Source organism: Streptomyces caniscabiei, from assembly GCF_014930365.1.
GTDB classification, from domain to species: domain Bacteria; phylum Actinomycetota; class Actinomycetes; order Streptomycetales; family Streptomycetaceae; genus Streptomyces; species Streptomyces caniscabiei.
In genome coordinates this window covers 197,339-216,430 of record NZ_JABXWI010000008.1, presented here as the reverse complement: position 1 = coordinate 216,430, position 19,092 = coordinate 197,339, and the positions used below count along the sequence as shown (strand labels likewise).

Below are 19,092 nucleotides of genomic sequence, written 5' to 3'. Positions count from 1 at the left end.
ACTGTAGGGCGAGCACGGGATGAACTGTAGGTCTTCCGTCGAATGCCGCACCGTCCCGGCGGGTACCTCTCTTTGCGGGCCCTGTGAATTAGGTAACCCTTACCTTAGTATGTCGGCGACCCCGGCCCCAGGTCCGGGACCCCGACCCGCTGGGGAGGCTCGCGGCTGTGTGCGGTTCCGAGGAAGTTCTGTCCCATTGGCGGCGGTTGCTGACACCGCTTCCGCTCGAGATCGCGCTGCCCGCCGACCGGCCGCATCCGCCACAACCGCTGCCCGAGCGGGACTCGCGGGTGCTGTCGGACGTCGCGGACGCCCCCGACGTCGTCCGACTCGCGGCGTTCGTCGCGCTGTTGCACCGCTACACCGGGGCGACGGACCTCACCGTGGGCCATGACGGGCTCCCGCTGCGGGTGTCCGTCGAACACGAGCCGACGTTCGCCGAGTTGACGCGGCGGGTGACGCAGGCGTGGGAGGAGGCGCAGACCCACCGGGTGCCCGTCGGCCTCCTGGTCGAGGAGCTGCGGCCCCGGCCGACGCGCGGCGGCGGACTGTTCTTCAACACGGCGTTCGGCACGGCCTCCCGCCCGGCCGGTGAACTCCCGGCCCCGGTCGACGTGTTGCTGGAGGTGGACGGGGACTCGGCGCGGGCGGCGTACTCCCCCGCCCTGTTCGACGGCACGACCATCGAGCGGCTGCTCGGTCACTACCGCACGCTGCTCGCCGACGCCGTGGCCCGCCCCGGGACGGCGGTCGCCCGGCTGGACCTGATGTCCCGGGAGGAGTATGGGCAGGTCGTCCTCGACTGGAACGACACCGCGCACACGGTGCCGTCGGACACCTGGCCCGCGATGTTCGCCGAGCAGGTGCGACAGCGGCCCGAGGCCGTGGCGCTGGTCTTCGAGGACGAGGAACTCACCTACGCCGAGCTGGACGAACGCGCCAACCGCCTGGCCCACGCGCTGATCGCGCGGGGTGCCGGGCCCGAGCGGATCGTCGCCCTGGCGCTGCCGCGTTCCGTCGAGCTGATCGTCGCCGAGGTGGCCGTCCTGAAGTCGGGCGCCGCCTATCTGCCGATCGACCACGACTACCCGGCGGACCGCGTCGCGTACATGCTGGGCGACGCACGGCCCGTCTGCATGGTGACCACCGGCGAGACCGCGCGCGACCTCCCGGACCCGGCCGAGGGGATGACCCTCCTGGAGCTGGACACGCCCGCCACGGCCGCCGAGTTGGCGGAACGGCCGGTCCACGACCCCACCGAGGCGGACCGCGGGGCACCGCTGACCGTCCTCAACGCCGCCTATGTGATCTACACCTCGGGTTCCACCGGCCGTCCCAAGGGCGTCGTCCTCGCCCACGGCGGTGTGGCGAAGCTGGTGGCCACGCAGAGCGAGCGGTTCGGCATCGGCCCGCACAGCCGGGTGCTGCAGTTCGCCTCGCCCAGCTTCGACGTCGCCTTCTGGGACCTGTGCCTCGGACTGCTGTCCGGCGGCCGGCTCGTCGTCGTCCCCGCCGAGCGCCGGGTGCCCGGGGCGCCGCTCGCCGACTACGCGAACGCGCACGGCATCACCTTCATGATCCTGCCGCCGGCGCTGCTCGCCGCCATGCCCGACGACATCGAACTGCCGCCGACCGCCACGCTGTTGGCCGGCACCGAGCGGGTCTCCCCCGAGCTGGTGGGCCGGTACGCGCGCGGCCGGATGATGTTCAACGCCTACGGCCCGACCGAGGCCACCACCAACTCCACGCTCGGGCTGTGCGATCCCGACATCCCGGCCGGGGCGATCGTGCCGATCGGTGTGCCCGACCCGGGGACCCGGGCGTACGTCCTGGACGCGTTCCTGCGGCCGGTGCCCGCCGGGGTCACCGGCGAGCTGTACCTGGGCGGCGCGGGCCTGGCCCGGGGCTATCTCGGGCGGCCGGACCTGACCGCCGAGCGGTTCGTGGCCGACCCGTTCGGGGAGCCCGGCGAGCGGCTGTACCGCACCGGCGATCTGGTGCGCTGGCGCGCGGACGGGCGGCTGGAGTTCCTGGGGCGCGCCGACGCCCAGGTCAAGATCCGCGGCTTCCGTATCGAGCCGGGCGAGATCGAGTCGGTGCTGCGCGGCCATCCGGCCGTCGACCAGGTCACGGTCGTCGTCCGCGAGGACCGGCCGGGCGACCGCCGCCTCGCCGCCTATGTCGTCCCGGCCCTCGACGCGCCGCGCGACGCGGACGCGGACGCGCGCGTCGAGGAGTGGAAGGAACTGCACGAACTCCTCTACGGGGCGGCCGGCGCCGAGGACTCGCGTGCGGCGGACACCGACGGCTCCGGCCTCCGTGAGAACTTCGCGGGCTGGAACAGCATGTACGACGGCACGCCGATCCCCGTCGAGGAGATGCGCGAGTGGCGGACGGCGACCGTCGACCGGATCCGTGAACTCGGCCCCGCCGGGCGGGTGTTGGAGATCGGCGTCGGCAGCGGTCTGATCCTGTCCGCGATCGCGCCCGACAGCGAGGCCTACTGGGGGACCGACCTCTCGGCCCAGGCGGTCACGGCACTCCGCGCGCAGGTCGACACCGAGCCAGAGCTGGCCGCCAAGGTCGAGCTGCGGGCGATGCCCGCGCACGACACCGAGGGCCTGCCCGAGAGGTACTTCGACACCGTCGTCGTCAACTCCGTCGCGCAGTACTTCCCCAGCGGGGAGTACCTCGCCGACGTGCTCCGTCAGGTGGCGGGGCTGCTCGCCCCCGGCGGCCGGATCTTCGTCGGCGACGTCCGCAATCTGCGCCTGCTGCGGACGCTGCGCGCGGCCGTGGAGACCCGGCGGGCCGCCGGTGGTGACGAGGGCGACAAGAGCGCGCTGCGGGCGGCCGTCGAGCGCTCGGTGCGCTGGGAGGGCGAACTCCTGCTCGACCCGGACTTCTTCGCCGCCCTCGACGGCTTCGACGCGGAGATCCGCCTCAAGCGGGCCGCGCACCACAACGAGCTGAGCCGGTACCGCTACGACGTCGTGCTGCGCCCGGCGGCTCCGGTGGCCGCCCGGGAGCTGCCGGAGGCCGACTGGTCGGCGGTCGGTGGACTCGGCGGACTTGCGGAGCTGCTGGCCGGGCGCCCGGAGGGGCTGCGCGTCACCGGTGTGCCCAACGCGCGCCTGGCCGACGACCTGGCGGACCTGCGGCGGCTGGAGGACAGCAGCCGGCAGGCGGCCGACGCCACCGACCCCGAGGACCTGCAGGCGCTGGCGGCCGAGCACGGCTACCGGGCGGCGCTCACCTGGAACGGGAACGCCGACGACGGCGCGTTCGACGCCGTGCTCGTCCTCGACGGCCCCTTCGGCCCGCTGTACCGGACGACCGGGGCCCGTCCGCACGCCAACCGGCCCGCGCCCTTCCGTGACGTGAACGCGCTGATGCGGACCCTGCGCGGGCACGCCGCCGAGTGGCTGCCCGACTACATGGTCCCCTCGGCGTTCGTCCCGCTGCACGCCCTGCCGGTCACCCCCAGCGGCAAGATCGACGCGCGAGCGCTGCCGGCCCCGGACTACGCCACCATGAGCTCCGGCCGGGCCCCGCGCACCCCGCGCGAGAAACTGCTGTGCGCGCTGTACGCCGAGGTGCTCGGCGTGGACGCGGTGACGGCCGAGGACGACTTCCTCGCGCTCGGCGGCGACAGCATCAGCGCCATCCAGCTGCTCATCCGGGCCCGGGAGGCGGGCCTGAGGCTGACCACCCGCGACGTCTTCCGCCACCGCACGGTCGAGGCGCTGGCGCAGGCCGCCGTCGAGCGGGTCGCCGTCGAGCGGGTCTCCGAACACACCGCCGACGAGCCCCTGATCGAGGTCGACGCGGCCGAACTCGCCGAGATCCAGGGCGCGCGTCCGCTGACCGTCGCCGAACTGCTGCCGCTCACCCCGCTCCAGCAGGGCTTCTTCTTCCACTCGCTCACCGGCGGGGCCGACGGGGACACCTATGTCGTCCAGCAGGTCCTGGACCTCGCCGGACCGGTCGACGCCGCGGTGCTGCGCCGTGCCGCGCAGTGCCTGCTGGACCGGCACGCGCCGCTGCGGGCCGCGTTCCGCCAGCGCCCCGACGGCACCCCGGTGCAGATCATCACGCGGGACGCCGCACTGCCCTGGCGGGAGGTCGACCTGTCGTCGCAGGACGCCGAGGTCCGCGAGACGCTGGGCGACGCCGTGGCCGCCGACGAGCGGGCCCGGGGCTTCGACCTGGCCGCGCCGCCACTGCTGCGCTGCGCCCTGGTCCGGCTCGGCGAGGAGCGCAGCCGCCTGGTGCTGACGTTCCATCACATCGTGGCGGACGGCTGGTCGCTGCCGGTGCTGCACCGCGAACTGATGGCGTACTACGGCACCGACGCGCCCGCGCTGCCCGAGGTCGCCCCCTACCGCGGCTTCCTGCGCCGCCTCGCCGAGCAGGACGGGGACACGGCGCGCGAGGTCTGGCGCGACGCGCTCGCCGGGCTGGACGAGCCGACGCGGCTGGTCGGCGCGCCGGGCGACGGGGCACCCGTACGGCCCGAGCATGTGCGGGTGGAGCTGTCCGAGCGGACCACCGCGCGGCTCGCCGAGCGGGCCCGTGAACTCGGTGTCACCCTCGGCACCGTGGTGCAGGGCGCCTGGGGTCTGCTGCTGGGCCGGCTGACCGGCCGGGACGACGTGGTGTTCGGCACCACGGTCTCCGGGCGCGACGGCGAGGTCGACGGCATCGCCTCCATGGTGGGTCTGTTCATCAACACCCTTCCGACACGCTTCCGTTGGGCGCCGCGTGAGTCCCTCGGGGCGCTGCTCGTCCGCCTCCAGGAGGAACAGGCGCGGCTCCTGGACCACCAGCATCTGGGCCTCGCGGAGATCCAGCGGCTCACCGGGCACGCGGGCTCCGGCGAACTCTTCGACACCCTCGTGGTGTTCGAGAACTACCCCGCCGAGTCGGACCTCCGGGACGCCTCGGGCACCGTACGCATCACCGGCGACGCCTTCCACGACGCCGTGCACTATCCCCTCGCCCTCGTCGTCAAGCCCGGCCGACGGCTCGACCTGCGGCTCAAGCACCACGCCGAGCGCCTCGACGGCGACACCGTCCGCGCCCTCGGCGACCGGCTCGCCCGCGTCCTGGAGGCCGTGGCCGAGGCGCCGGAGGGCGCGGCGGCCTCCGTGGAACTGCTCTCCCCCGACGAGGCCCTGCGCGCGCTCCTCGCCGGCGAGGAGCGCGTCGTACCGGAGATCACCCTGGCGGAAGGGTTCGCCGCGCAGGTCGCCCGGACGCCCGACGCGACGGCCGTCGTCTTCGAGGACGAGCGGCTGAGCTATGCCGAACTGGACGCCCGCGCCGAGAAGTTGGCCGTGCGGCTGCGCGGCCGGGGCGCGGGCCCCGGGGCGTTCGTGGCGGTCGCCGTGCCGCGCTCGGCGGAGCTGATGGTGGCGCTGCTCGGCGTGCTGAAGTCGGGCGCCGCCTATCTGCCGGTGGACCTCGACTACCCGGCGGACCGGGTGGCCCACATGCTGGCCGACTCGGGAGCCACGACCGTGGTCACCCTCGCCGCGACGGCCGACCGACTGCCCGCGCCGAGCCCGTCCGCCGGGGGGAACGCGCCTTCCGTACTGCTGCTGGACGCCGCCGACGCCCCGTCGGCCGACGCCTCCACCGAGGCCGCCACCGCACCCGCACGCCCCGACGACCCCGCCTACCTGATCTACACCTCCGGGTCGACCGGTCTGCCCAAGGGCGTCGTCGTCACCCACCGGGCCATCGTGAACCGACTGGCGTGGACACAGGGCGAGTACGGACTCGGTCCCGACGACCGGGTGCTGCAGAAGACGCCGTCCAGCTTCGACGTGTCCGTCTGGGAGTTCTTCTGGCCGCTCCTCGAAGGCGCGACCGTGGTGCTCGCCCGCCCGGACGGCCACCGCGACCCCGCCTACCTGGCGGAACTCGTGCGGGAGCGGGCCGTCACGACCATGCACTTCGTGCCGTCGATGCTGGAGGCCTTCCTCCAGCACGAGGACGTCGCCGGCGACCCCACCTGGTCGGCTTCGCTGCGCCGCGTCCTCAGCAGCGGCGAGGCGCTCCCGGTCACCGCCGCGAGCCGCTGGCACGCTCTCACGGGCGTACCGTTGCACAACCTGTACGGCCCGACCGAGGCGGCCGTCGACGTCACGTACCACCCGTATGCCTCCGACGAGGAGCAGACCGGCGCATCGGTGCCGATCGGGCGCCCCGTGTGGAACACGGGCCTGCGCGTGCTGGACGTCTGTCTGCGGCCCGTCCCGGACGGGGTCCCCGGCGAGCTGTACCTGACCGGTGTCCAGCTGGCCCGCGGCTACCACGCCCGGCCGGCCCTGACCGCCGAGCGGTTCACCGCCGACCCGTACGGGCCGCCCGGCAGCCGGATGTACCGCACCGGTGACCTGGTCCGGCGCCGCGCGGACGGGGTGATCGAGTACCTGGGCCGTACGGACCGGCAGGTCAAGCTGCGCGGCAACCGGATCGAGCTCGGCGAGATCGAGGCCGCGCTGGCCCGGCTGCCGGAGGTGGCGCAGGCCGCCGTGACGGTACGGGACGACGCGCTGGTGGCGTACGTCGTGCCCGGCGGAGGCGCCACCGAGGTGGGCGACCTGCGCGAGGCCCTGACCGGCGCCCTCCCCTCCCCCATGGTCCCGAGCGCCTGGGTCACCCTCGACGCGCTGCCGCTCACCCCGAGCGGCAAGCTGGACCGGGCCGCGCTGCCCGCGCCGCAGGCCGTGCGCGCGACCGTCACCCGGGCTCCGGGCACCCCCCGGGAACAGGTGCTCGTCGAGATCTTCGCGGCGGTGCTGAAGCTCGACGAGGTCGGCGTCGACGACGACTTCTTCCTGCTCGGCGGTGACAGCATCTCCTCGATCGCCGTCTCCAGCCGGGCCCGCCGCGCGGGTCTGGTGATCGGCCCGCGGGAGGTGTTCGAGCACCGCACGCCGGCGGCGCTCGCGGCGACGGCGGCCCTGGACGAGCCGACCGCCGGGGAGAGCCCTGTCGCGTCCGCGTTCACGCTGACCGAGGAGGAGCGGGAGCGGGTCGAAGGGCTCGCGCCGGGCCGGATCGAGGACGTCTGGCCTCTCGCCCCGCTCCAGGAGGGGCTGTTCTTCCACTCGAACTTCGACGACAGCTCCCTGGACGTCTACACGGTCCACGAGTCGTTCGACTTCGCCGAACGCGTCGACGCCGAGCGGCTGTCGGACGCCGTGCGGACGCTGCTGGGCCGCAACCCCAGCCTGCGGGCCGGCTTCACCAGTGAGGGGCTGCGCCAGCCGGTGCAGTTCATCGTCCGCGACGCCGACGTCCCGCTGCGGGAAGTGGACCTGGCGGGACTCCCGGCGGCCGAACAGGACGTCCGGATGAGGGAGTTGCTGGAGGAGTCGCGGGCGCAGCGGTTCGACCTCACCCGCCCGCTGCTGTTCCGGATGCTGCTCGTGCGGCTCGGTGCGGAGCGCGGTGACCGGCTGATCGTCGGCCGCCATCTGATCCTGTGGGACGGCTGGTCGGCCTGGCTGTTCCTGGACCAGCTGTTCGCGCTGTACGAGAGCGGGGGCGACCCGGCGGGCCTGGACCGCCCCGGCTCCTACCGCGACTACCTGACCTGGCTGGAGCGGCAGGACGACACCGAGGCGACGCGTGCGTGGCGGGCGGCCCTGTCCGGTTTCGAGGAGCCGACGCTCCTCGTGCCCGCCGCCTCCGAGCGGGGCCAGGAGCCGGTGATCCCGGAACACCTGGAGGCCGTGCTCGACGCGGCGGTCGGGGAGCGGCTGCGCGACACCGCCCGCGCCCACGGTCTGACGCTCAACACCGTGCTCAACGCGGCCTGGGGTCTGGTCCTGGCCGGCGTGACCGGCCGCACGGACATCGCGTTCGGTACGACGGTCGCCGGGCGGCCGAGTGAGGTGCCGGACGTCGAGAACGTCATCGGCATGTTCCTCAACACCGTGCCCGCGCGCATCGCGTTCGACCCGCGCGAGCCGGTCCTGGACCTGCTGCGCCGCGTCCAGGGCGAGCGTCTTGAGGTCATGCCGTACGAGTACCTGGGGCTCGGTGTCCTCCAGGCCGAGACGGGCCACCGGCGGCTGTTCGACACGCTGTTCGTGCTGCGCAACGCCGACACGGACGAGCGGCTCGCCGAGCTGCGCGAACGGCACGGCGCGACGGCCGTGGCCAACGTGGACGCCACGCACTATCCGGCGAACCTGGTGGTGACACCGGGCGAGCGCGTGCGGGTGACCCTGGCCTACCGGCCCGATCTGCTGGAAGACGCCTACGCTCAAGCGCTGTTGGACCGCTTCGTGCTGCTGGTCGACCGGCTGGTGGCCGACCCGGCCGCCCCGGTCGGCTCGCTGGACGCGCTGCTGCCGGCGGAGGCCGCCGCGCTCGCCCGCGAGGAGGCCGAGCAGCGGCAGCCCGTGCCGCACGAGACGGTCGCGGACATGCTGGCCGCGCAGGCCGCCCGCACCCCGGACGCGACCGCCCTGGTCTTCGGCGCGCAGACCCTGACGTACGCCGAACTCGACGCGCGCTGCGACCGGATGGCCCGGCTGCTGATCGCGCGGGGCGCCGGGCCGGAGAAGGTGATCGCGCTCGGGCTGCCGCGCTCGATCGACATGGTGGTGGCGCTGTTCGCGGTGCTGCGCACGGGGTCGGCGTATCTGCCGCTGGAGCTGGACCATCCCGCCGACCGGCTCTCGCTGATGCTGGCGGACGCGCGCCCGCTGCTCCTGCTGTCGACGGAGGCCGTGTCGCGGACGCTGACCGGCGACACGCCGCGTGTCCTGCTCGACGACCCGTCGGTGGCGGACGAGTTGGCGGCTTTCCCGGCCGGTCCGGTGTCGGTGTCCTTCAGCCTGGACCACCCCGCGTACGTCATCTACACCTCGGGCTCCACGGGCCGGCCCAAGGGCGTCGTCACCCCGTACGTCGGTCTGACGAACATGCAGCTCAACCACCAGAAGGAGATCTTCGCCCCGGCGATCGCGTCGGCGGGCGGGCGGCGGCTGCGGATCGCGCACACCGTGTCGTTCGCGTTCGACATGTCCTGGGAGGAGCTGCTGTGGCTCGTCGAGGGGCATGAGGTGCACGTCTGCGACGAGGAGCTCAGGCGGGACGCGACCGCGCTGGTCGCGTACTGCGAGGAGCACCGCGTCGACGTCGTCAACGTGACCCCGACCTACGCCCATCTCCTCATCGAGGAGGGCCTGTTGGAGGGGCACCGGCCGCCGCTGGTGCTGCTCGGCGGCGAGGCCGTCACCGAGACGGTGTGGAACACCCTGCGGGACACCGAGGGCACCTACGGCTACAACCTGTACGGCCCGACAGAGTACACGATCAACACGCTCGGCGGGGGGACGGAGGACAGCGCCACCCCGACCGTGGGCAGGCCGATCCGCGCCACCCGGGCCCGCATCCTCGACGCGTGGATGCGTCCGGTGCCGGACGGTGTGGCGGGCGAGCTGTACATCGCCGGTGTCGGGCTGGCGCGCGGCTATCTCGACCGGCCGGGCCTGACCGCCGAACGCTTCGTGGCGGACCCGTTCGGGCTGCCGGGCGAGCGCATGTACCGCACCGGCGACCTGGTGCGGCGCCGCGCGGACGGCAACCTGGACTTCCTGGGCCGGACCGACGACCAGGTCAAGATCCGGGGTTACCGGGTGGAGCTGGGCGAGATCGAGACCGCGCTCGCCCAACACCCCGAGGTGTCCCAGGCCGCCGTGATCGCCCGCGACGACACCTCGGCGCCGGGCACGAAGCGCCTCGTGGGCTATGTGGTGCCCGCCGAACTCGACGGTGACGCGCGGGAGTCGGCCGAGCGGGAGCAGATCGGTGAGTGGCGGGAGATCTACTCCGCCGAGTACACCGAGATCGGTACCGCCCTGTTCACCGAGGACTTCGCGGGCTGGGACAGCTCCTACGACGGCACGCCGATCCCCGTGGAACACATGCGGGAGTGGCGCGAGGCCACCGTGGAACGCATCCGTGAACTGCGGCCCCGCCGGATCCTGGAGATCGGCGTCGGCTCGGGTCTGCTGCTGTCGAAGCTCGCTCCGGACGCGGAGGCGTACTGGGCGACCGACTTCGCCGCCCCGGTGATCCGCAAGCTCACCGAAGGCGTCAAGAGCGACCCGGCGCTTGCCGGCAAGGTCGAACTGCGCTGCCAGGCGGCCGAGGTGACCGACGGCCTGCCCACCGGGTTCTTCGACACGATCGTCATCAACTCCGTCGTGCAGTACTTCCCGAGCCTGGACCACCTCCACCAGGTGATCCGGGGCGCGCTCGGCCTGCTCGCGCCCGGCGGCGCCCTCTTCCTCGGCGACATCCGCGACCTGCGCCAGGCCAGGGTGTTCCAGTCCGGCATCCAGTCCGCCCGCGCCGACGGGGACACCGAGCCCGAGGCCCTGCGCCGGGCCGTGGAGCGGGGACTCGCGCTGGAGAAGGAACTCCTCGTCGACCCGGACTGGTTCACCACCCTCGGTGTCGGTGTCGACCTGCGCACCAAGGCGGGCCGCCACCACAACGAGCTGACCCGCTACCGGTACGACGTGGTGCTCTACGAGGGGGGCGTCGGCCTCGCGCTGGACGGTGTCCCGGCCGTCGACTGGACGGGACGGGACGCGCTCCTCGCCCGGCTCGACGGCACCGGACCGCTCCGGGTGCGGGGCGTCCCGGACGCCCGTACGGCCGGCGACCTCGCCGGGCTGCGCGCCCTGGACACCGGCCGCCCCTCGCCGGTCGCCGCGACGGGGGTGGAGCCGGAGGACCTGCGGGAGACCGCTGAGGCCCGCGGCTACCGGCTGCTCACCACCTGGTCCGCCGAACCCGGCGCCTACGAGGCCGTGTTCGTGCCCGGCACCGACACCTCCCGCACGGCGGGTCTGTACCGGCCGCGCGCCGACCGCGACGCCACCGCTCCGTTCGCCAACACCCCGGCGGCCGGACGCGGCCACACCGCGCTCGTGCGGCGGCTCCGCGACGACCTCGGACAGCGGCTGCCCGGCTACATGGTGCCCGCCGCGTTCGTGGTGCTGCCGGGGCTGCCGATGAACGACAACGGCAAGCTGGACGTGCGCGCCCTGCCGGACGCCGAACCGGCGGTCGCGCTGTCGGCCGGGCGCGGCCCGCGCACCCCCGTCGAGGAGGTGCTGTGCAGGCTCTTCGCAGAGGTGCTCGGGCTGCCCCGCACCGGCGCCGAGGACAACTTCTTCGACCTGGGCGGCCACTCGCTGCTCGCGACCCGGCTGATCAGCCGCGCCCGCACCGAACTGGGCGCCGAGCTGGCCATCCGTGACCTCTTCGAGGCGCCCACCCCCGAGGCACTGGCACTGCGGGCGGGCACCGGACGCCCCGCGCGGCCCGCTCTGCGGACGGTCGCCGAGCGGCCCGCGCGCGTACCGCTGTCGGCGGCGCAGCGGCGGCTGTGGCTGGTGGAGCGGCTCGCCGGCGACGGGGTGGCCTACAACTTCCCCCTCGTGTTCCGGCTGCGCGGCGAGCTGGACCTCGACGCGCTACGGGCCGCGCTGCTCGATGTGACGGCTCGTCATGAGGCGTTGCGCACCCGCTTCCTGGAGGAGGACGGCGAGCCGTACCAGTGGATCGTGCCGCCGGGCGCGGCCGAGCCCTCCTTCCGGGTCGTCGAGGCGACCGAGGGCGACCTGGCCACGCGGATCGAGGCGGCGCAGCGCCGGCCCTTCGACCTGAGCACCGAACTGCCGGTGCGCGCCGAGGTGTTGCGTCTCGGTGCGGCCGACCATGTGGTGGCGCTGGTGCTGCACCACATCACCACCGACGAGTGGTCGGACCGCCCGTTCCTCGCCGATCTCACCACCGCGTACCGGGCCCGGACCGAGGGACGTGCGCCGATGTGGGCGCCGCTGCCGGTGCAGTACGCCGACTACACGCTCTGGCAGGACTCACTGCTCGGGCAGGTCGGCCCGGACCAACTCGCCCACTGGACCGAGGCGTTGCGCGACCTGCCCGAGGAGCTGTCCCTCCCCCAGGACCGGCCGCGGCCGGACGCGCCCACCGGGCGGGGCGGCAAGGTGCGTCTGGAGCTGTCCCCCGCCACCGGTCGGGCGTTGCGCGAGCTGTCCGCCGCCACGAACACCAGTATGTTCATGCTGTTCCAGGCGGCCACGGCGGCGCTGCTGCACCGGCTGGGCGCCGGTGACGACATTCCACTCGGGGCGCCCATCGCGGGGCGCACGGACGACGCGCTGGACGACCTGGTCGGGTTCTTCGTGAACACGCTGGTGCTGCGCACCGACCTGTCGGGTCCGGAGAGCGGCCCGTCGGACCTGACGTTCGCCCAACTGCTGGGACGGGTCCGGGAGTCGGCCCTCCAGGCGTTCGAGCACCAGGACCTGCCCTTCGACCAGGTCGTCGAGGCCGTGAACCCGCCCCGGGTCGCGGGTCGCAACCCGCTCTTCCAGGTCATGCTGGGCTACCACTACCGGCCCGACGGCGACCCGGACGTGCTGGGCATGCCGACCGAGTGGTTCGACATGGACACCGGCATGGCCAAGTTCGACCTGCACTTCACCTTCGTCGACGAGGTGGGGCAGGACCGTCTCACCCTGCTGCTGGAGTACGCGCTCGACCTCTACGACGACGAGACGGCCCAGCGCACGGCCGGGCGGCTGGCCCGGCTGCTGGAGCAGGTCGCCGACGCGCCCGACACCCCTGTCCGGGATCTGGAGGTGCTGGAGGAGGCCGAACGGGAGTCCGTGCTCGCCCGGTGGAACGACACCGCACACGAGGTGCCCGCGACCACCCTGCCGGAGCTGTTCCGGGCGCAGGTGGCGCGGACCCCGGACGCGTTCGCCCTCGTCCACGACGAACAGCGCCTGACGTACGCGGAGTTGGACGCGCTGGTCGAGCGGACCGCGCGGGTCCTCACCGGGATGGGCGTGGGTCCGGAGCGCACGGTGGCGGTGGCCCTGCCGCGTTCGGTGGACCTGGTGGTCGCCCTGCTGGCGGTGCACCGGGCCGGCGGCGCCTATCTGCCCCTGGAGGCCGACCAGCCCCGGGAGCGGCGGGCGCTCATGCTGGAGGAGGCCCGGCCGGTGTGCGTCGTCGAGGGCGCTCTGCCGGAGGGACCGGAAGGGGAGCTGCCCGCCGCGTACGACCCGGCGAGCCCCGCCTACGTGATCTACACCTCCGGCTCGACGGGCCGCCCCAAGGGCGTCGTCGTGCCGCAGGAGGGCATCGTCAACCGCCTGTTGTGGATGCAGGACGAGTACGGGCTCGGCCCCGACGACCGGGTGCTGCAGAAGACCCCGTCCGGCTTCGACGTGTCGGTATGGGAGTTCTTCTGGCCGCTGATCACCGGCGCCGCGCTGGTGGTCGCCCGGCCGGAGGGCCACCGGGACCCGGCGTATCTCGCGCGGGTGATCCGTGAACAGGCCGTCACGACCACGCACTTCGTGCCGTCGATGATCCAGGTGTTCCTGGAGGAGCCGGCCGCCGCGCGGTGCACGGGTCTGCGCCGGGTGCTGTGCAGTGGTGAGGCGCTGCCGGCGTCGGTGGCGGCACGCTTCCACGAGGTGCTCCCTGCGGAGCTGCACAACCTGTACGGGCCGACGGAGGCCTCGGTCGACGTCACGGCCGGCCCGGTGCTGCCGGGCGCCGACCGGGTGGTGATCGGGCGTCCCGTGTGGAACACCCGGACCTACGTCCTCGACGCGGCGCTGCGGCCGGTGCCGCCCGGTGTGGCGGGAGAGCTCTACCTGGCGGGCGTCCAGCTCGCCCGTGGCTACCTCGACCGCCCCGGCCTCACCGCCGAGCGGTTCGTCGCGGACCCCTACGGCGGGCCGGGCGCGCGGATGTACCGCACGGGCGACCTGGCCCGCTGGCGGCCGGACGGCACGCTCGACTTCCTCGGCCGCACCGACCACCAGGTCAAGATCCGTGGTGTGCGCGTCGAGCCCGGCGAGATCGAGACGGTGCTCGCCCGGCACGAGTCCGTCGCCCACTCGGTCGTCGTCCCGCACGAGCAGCGGCTCGTGGCGTACGTCGTCCCCGCCACGGGACGGGCCGTCGACCCGGCGGTCCTGCGGGCCCACGCCGCCGGCGCCCTGCCGGACCACATGGTGCCCGCGGCAGTCGTCGCCCTCGACGCGCTGCCGCTGACGTCCAACGGCAAGCTGGACCGCCGGGCGCTGCCCGCGCCCGACTTCACCGCGGGGAGCGGCGCCGGCGGCCGGGCGGCCGGTCCGCGCGAGGAGATCCTGCGTGGTCTGTTCGCCGAGGTGCTCGGGGTGGACCGGGTCGGCGTCGACGACGACTTCTTCGCTCTGGGCGGCCACTCGCTGCTGGCCATGCGGCTGGTGGCCGGGGTCCGGGCCGCGTTCGGGTCGGAGGTGTCGCTGCGCACGGTGTTCGACGCGCCGACGGTCGCCCGGCTGGCGCGGCGGCTGGCCAATACGGCGGACGCGGGGGCCACGCCCCGCCCGGCACTGACGGTCCGGGAGCGTCCCGAGCGGCTGCCGCTGTCCTCCGCCCAGCAGCGCCTGTGGGTGCTGTACCAGGTGGAGGGCCCCAGCGCGACGTACAACATCCCCTCGGCCTGGCGGCTGACGGGCGCGCTGGACGTCGAGGCGCTGCGGGCGGCCGTGCACGATCTGGTCGTCCGGCACGAGACACTGCGCACGGTCTTCCCCGACGACGAGGGCCGGGCCCACCAGCTGGTCCTGGCGCACGACGAGGTGAACGTCCCGTTCGAGGTCGTCGACACCGACGACGACCTCCTGCCCGAGCTGCTGGCGGAGGCCGGCGCGTACGGCTTCGCGCTGGACCGTGAACTCCCGCTGCGGGTCCATGTGTTCCGCACGGGTGAGGAGGAGTGGACGGTCCTGCTGCTCCTGCACCACATCGCCGGGGACGAGTGGTCGCAGGGCCCGCTGAACCGGGACCTGGCGCTCGCCTACGCCGCCCGTACGGCCGGACGCGCCCCCGACTGGGAGCCGCTGCCCGTCCAGTACGCCGACTACACCCTGTGGCAGCGGGACGTCCTCGGCGACGAGAAGGACGAGGGCAGCCTCGCGGCACGCCAGGTCGCGTACTGGAAGCAGGCGCTGGCCGGGCTGCCGGAGGAGCTGGCACTGCCCGTGGACCGGGCCCGCCCCCTGGAGTCCACCTACCGGGGCGGCGCCGCCGACCTCTCGCTGGACGCCGAACTCGCCGCCGCCCTCGACACGTTGGCCCGCGACAACGGGGCCAGTGTGTTCATGGTGCTCCAGGCGGCCGTGGCCACACTCCTCTCCCGGCTCGGCGCGGGCGACGACATCCCGATCGGCAGCCCGATCTCCGGGCGCACCGACGCCGGGCTGGACGACCTGGTCGGGTTCTTCCTCAACACGCTGGTGCTGCGCACCGACACCTCCGGGGACCCGACGTTCCGGGAGCTGCTCGGCCGCGTCCGGGAGACGGACCTCGCCGCGTTCGACCACCAGGACGTGCCCTTCGAGCGGCTGGTGGAGGTGCTCAACCCGGCCCGCTCCCTCGCCCGTCACCCGCTGTTCCAGGTGATGGTGGTGTATCTCGCGGCCGACGGCGAGGACACCGGGCTGCCCGGTCTGGCCGCCCGGCGGGACGAGGTGGCGCAGACGACCGCCAAGTTCGACCTGTCCTTCGACTTCGTCGAACGCGGCGACGGCACCGGGGTGGACGGCGTCCTGGAGTACAGCGCCGACCTGTTCGACGCGGCCACGGCCCAGTCCTTCGCGGACCGGCTGCGGCGCGTCCTGCGCGCGGTGACCGCCGATCCGGACACCCGGCTCGGTGTCGTCGACATCCTCGCCCCGGACGAGCGGGACCGGCTGCTCGCCGGCTGGCACAGCCGTCCGGTCGCCGGCGGTCCCACCACGGTGCCGGCGCTCTTCGAGGAGCGGGCGCACCGGAACGGCGAGCTGCCCGCCGCGGCCTCCGACGGGGTCGAGCTGTCCTTCGCCGAACTCAACGCGGACGCCAACCGGCTGGCCCGGCTGCTGGTGGAGGCCGGTGCCGGGCCCGAGCGGTTCGTCGCGCTCGCGCTGCCGCGCACCGCGCACTTCCTCACGGCGGTCCTCGCGGTGCACAAGGCGGGCGCCGCGTATCTGCCGCTCGACCCGGACGCGCCGGCGGAGCGCACGGCCGACGTTCTCGCGGACGCCGGACCGGTCCTCACCCTGACGACCGGAGAGTTCGCCGGCACACTGCCGTCCGGCATCGCCTCCCTGCTGCTGGACGACCCCGGCACCCGGGACCGGATCGCGGCCGAGGACCCGGCCGACCTCACCGACGTCGACCGGCTCGCCCCGCTGACGCCCCGCCACCCGGCGTACGTCATCTACACCTCGGGCTCCACCGGCCGGCCCAAGGGCGTGGTCATCACCCACGAGACGCTCGGCAACCTCTTCCACAGCCACCGCGAGACGCTGTACGAACCGGCGATCGAGGCGGCCGGGCGGCGGCATCTGCGGGTCGGTCACGCCTGGTCGTTCTTCTTCGACGCGTCCTGGCAGCCGCAGCTGTGGCTGCTGGACGGGCACTGTGTCCATGTGCTGTCGGAGGAGGTCCGGCGCGACCCGGAGCTGGTGACCGAGGCCGTGCTGCGGCACCGCTTCGACTTCCTGGAGGTCACGCCGTCGTTCTTCGCACAGATGGCCGACAGCGGGCTGCTGCGCGACGGCGACTGCCCGCTCGCGGTCGTCGGCGTCGGCGGCGAGGCCGTGCCGGTCGCGCTGTGGAAGCGGCTGTCCGAACTGCCCGGCACCGAGGCGTTCAACCTGTACGGGCCGACCGAGTCGACCGTGGACGCCCTCGTCGGCCGCGTCCGCGACAGCGAACGGCCGCTCGTGGGGCGGCCGGTGGCCGGCACCCGGGCGTACGTCCTCGACGACCGGCTGCGGCCGGTGCCGCCCGGTGTCCCCGGTGAGCTGTACCTCGCGGGCGGCGGTCTCGCCCGCGGCTATCTGGGCAGCCCCGGTCTGACGGCCGAGCGGTTCGTCGCCGATCCGTTCGGTCCGGCCGGATCACGCCTGTACCGCACGGGCGACCTGGCGCGCTGGACCGCCGACGGGCGGATCGACTACCTCGGCCGCGCCGACGACCAGGTCAAGATCCGCGGGTTCCGCATCGAGCCCGCCGAGATCGAGGCCGCGCTCACCGCCCACCCGGAGGTCGGCCAGGCGCTGGTGACGGTCCATCAGGATGGTCCGCGCAAGCTGCTCGTGGCCCATGTGGTGCCGGTCCCGGACACCGCGCCCGACCCGGCGGCGCTGCGTGCCCATGTCGCCGGTCTGCTCCCCGACCACATGGTCCCGGCGGCCGTGGTCACGCTGGAGCGGTTCCCGCAGCTGGCCAACGGCAAGCTGGACCGGTCCGCCCTGCCCGCGCCCGACTTCGCCGCGATGTCTTCGGGACGGGCACCGGCGACCGCCGTGGAGGAGCTGCTGTGCGCGGTCTTCGCGGAGGTGCTGGGCCTCGAACGGGTCGGTGTGGACGACGACTTCTTCGCCCTCGGCGGTGACAGCATCGTCGCCATGCAGCTCGTGGGGCGGGCCCGCGCGGCGGGGCTGAGGATCAGTCCGAGGCTGGTGTTCCGGCACCGTACGGTCGCCGCGCTGGGCACGGTCGCCGAGGCGAACGACGTCTCGGCGCCGCGCCCGGCGGACGACGGCACCGGCACGGTGCCGCTCACGCCGGTCATGCACTGGCTGCGCGAGCTGGGTGGCCCCTTCGCCTCCTACCACCAGGCGGCGCTGGTCCGCACTCCGGCGGCCCTGGACCTGCCCGGTCTGACCGCCGTGCTGCGGGCACTCGTCGACCGGCACGACCTGCTGCGCGCCCGATTGGTCCGGCCCTCCGCCGAGGACACCGACGGGTGGTCGCTGCACGTGCCGCCCGTCGGGACGGTGGACCCGGCCGGCTGGACCGAGCGGGTCGATGTCCGCGGGCTGGACGCGGTCGCGCTGGGCGAGGCCGTGCGGGAGCACACCGTCGCGGCACGGGCGTCGCTCGACCCGGACGCCGGAGTCATGGTCAGGGCCGTGTGGTTCGACGCGGGCGACGCCCCAGGACGGCTACTGCTGATGGGGCACCATCTCGTCGTGGACGGTGTGTCGTGGCGGGTGCTGCTGCCGGACCTCGCGGCGGCCTGGCAGGACGTGTCCGCCGGGCGGCCCGTCGGGCTGCTGCCCGTCGAGACGTCGTTCGCCCGCTGGTCGCGGCTGCTCACGGAGCTGGCCGGGCGGCCGGAGCGGGAGGCCGAACTGCCCGTGTGGGAGGGGATTCTCGCCGGCGGCGCGGCCTCCCTGCCGCTCGCGCGGGACCGGGATCCCGACCGCGACACCAGCGCCACCCGGCGCGAGGTCGTGCTCCGGCTGCCCGGCGAGCACACCGGTCCCCTGCTGTCGGCGGTGCCGGCCGCGTTCGGCGCCGCCGTCAACGACGTACTGCTGGCGGGGCTCGCGCTCACCTTCGCGGACCGGCGGCGCCGGGACGGCGGTGCGGACACCTCCGTCCTGGTCGACCTCGAAGGCCACGGCCGCGAGGAGGAGCTGGGCGGGGACGGGATCGACCTGTCGCGTACGGTCGGCTGGTTCACCAGCGTCTACCCGGTCCGGCTGGACGCGGGTCCGGCCGACCCCGACGAGGCCTTCGCCGGGGGCCCGGCGGCGGCCGAGGCCGTGCGCCGGGTGCGGGAGCACCTCGCGGCACTGCCCGCCAACGGCGTCGGGTACGGGATGCTGCGGCACCTCAACCCCCGCACCCGCGAGGTGCTGGCGGCCTACGAACCGCCGCGCGTCGAGTTCAACTACCTGGGCCGGTTCGGCATCCCCGAGGAGACGGACTGGTCGTACGCGCCGGAGGAGGACGCCGCGGACATCGGGGCGGAGGGCTCGATGCGGGAGGGCCACGCGTTGGAGATCAACGTGGTGACCGAGGACCGTGCGGACGGGCCGGTGCTGGCCGCGCACTGGTCGTATCTGGAAGGACTGCTGCCGCGCGACACGGTCCAGGATCTCGCCGAGACCTGGTTCCGTGCCCTCCGTGGGCTCGTCGCGTGGGCGGAGCGGAACCCGAAGTGAGGAAGAGGAGTGG

The 19,092-nt window shown here is 74.0% G+C and carries 1 protein-coding gene; it reads left to right on the top strand.

What is annotated here, in order from left to right; all coding sequences use genetic code 11:
• Positions 1-167 precede the first annotated feature (167 nt).
• On the top strand, positions 168-19,079 hold the full coding sequence (locus HW837_RS23135; RefSeq protein ID WP_193380205.1) for a non-ribosomal peptide synthetase: 18,912 nt from the start codon (positions 168-170) through the stop codon (positions 19,077-19,079).
• Positions 19,080-19,092: the final 13 nt, after the last annotated feature.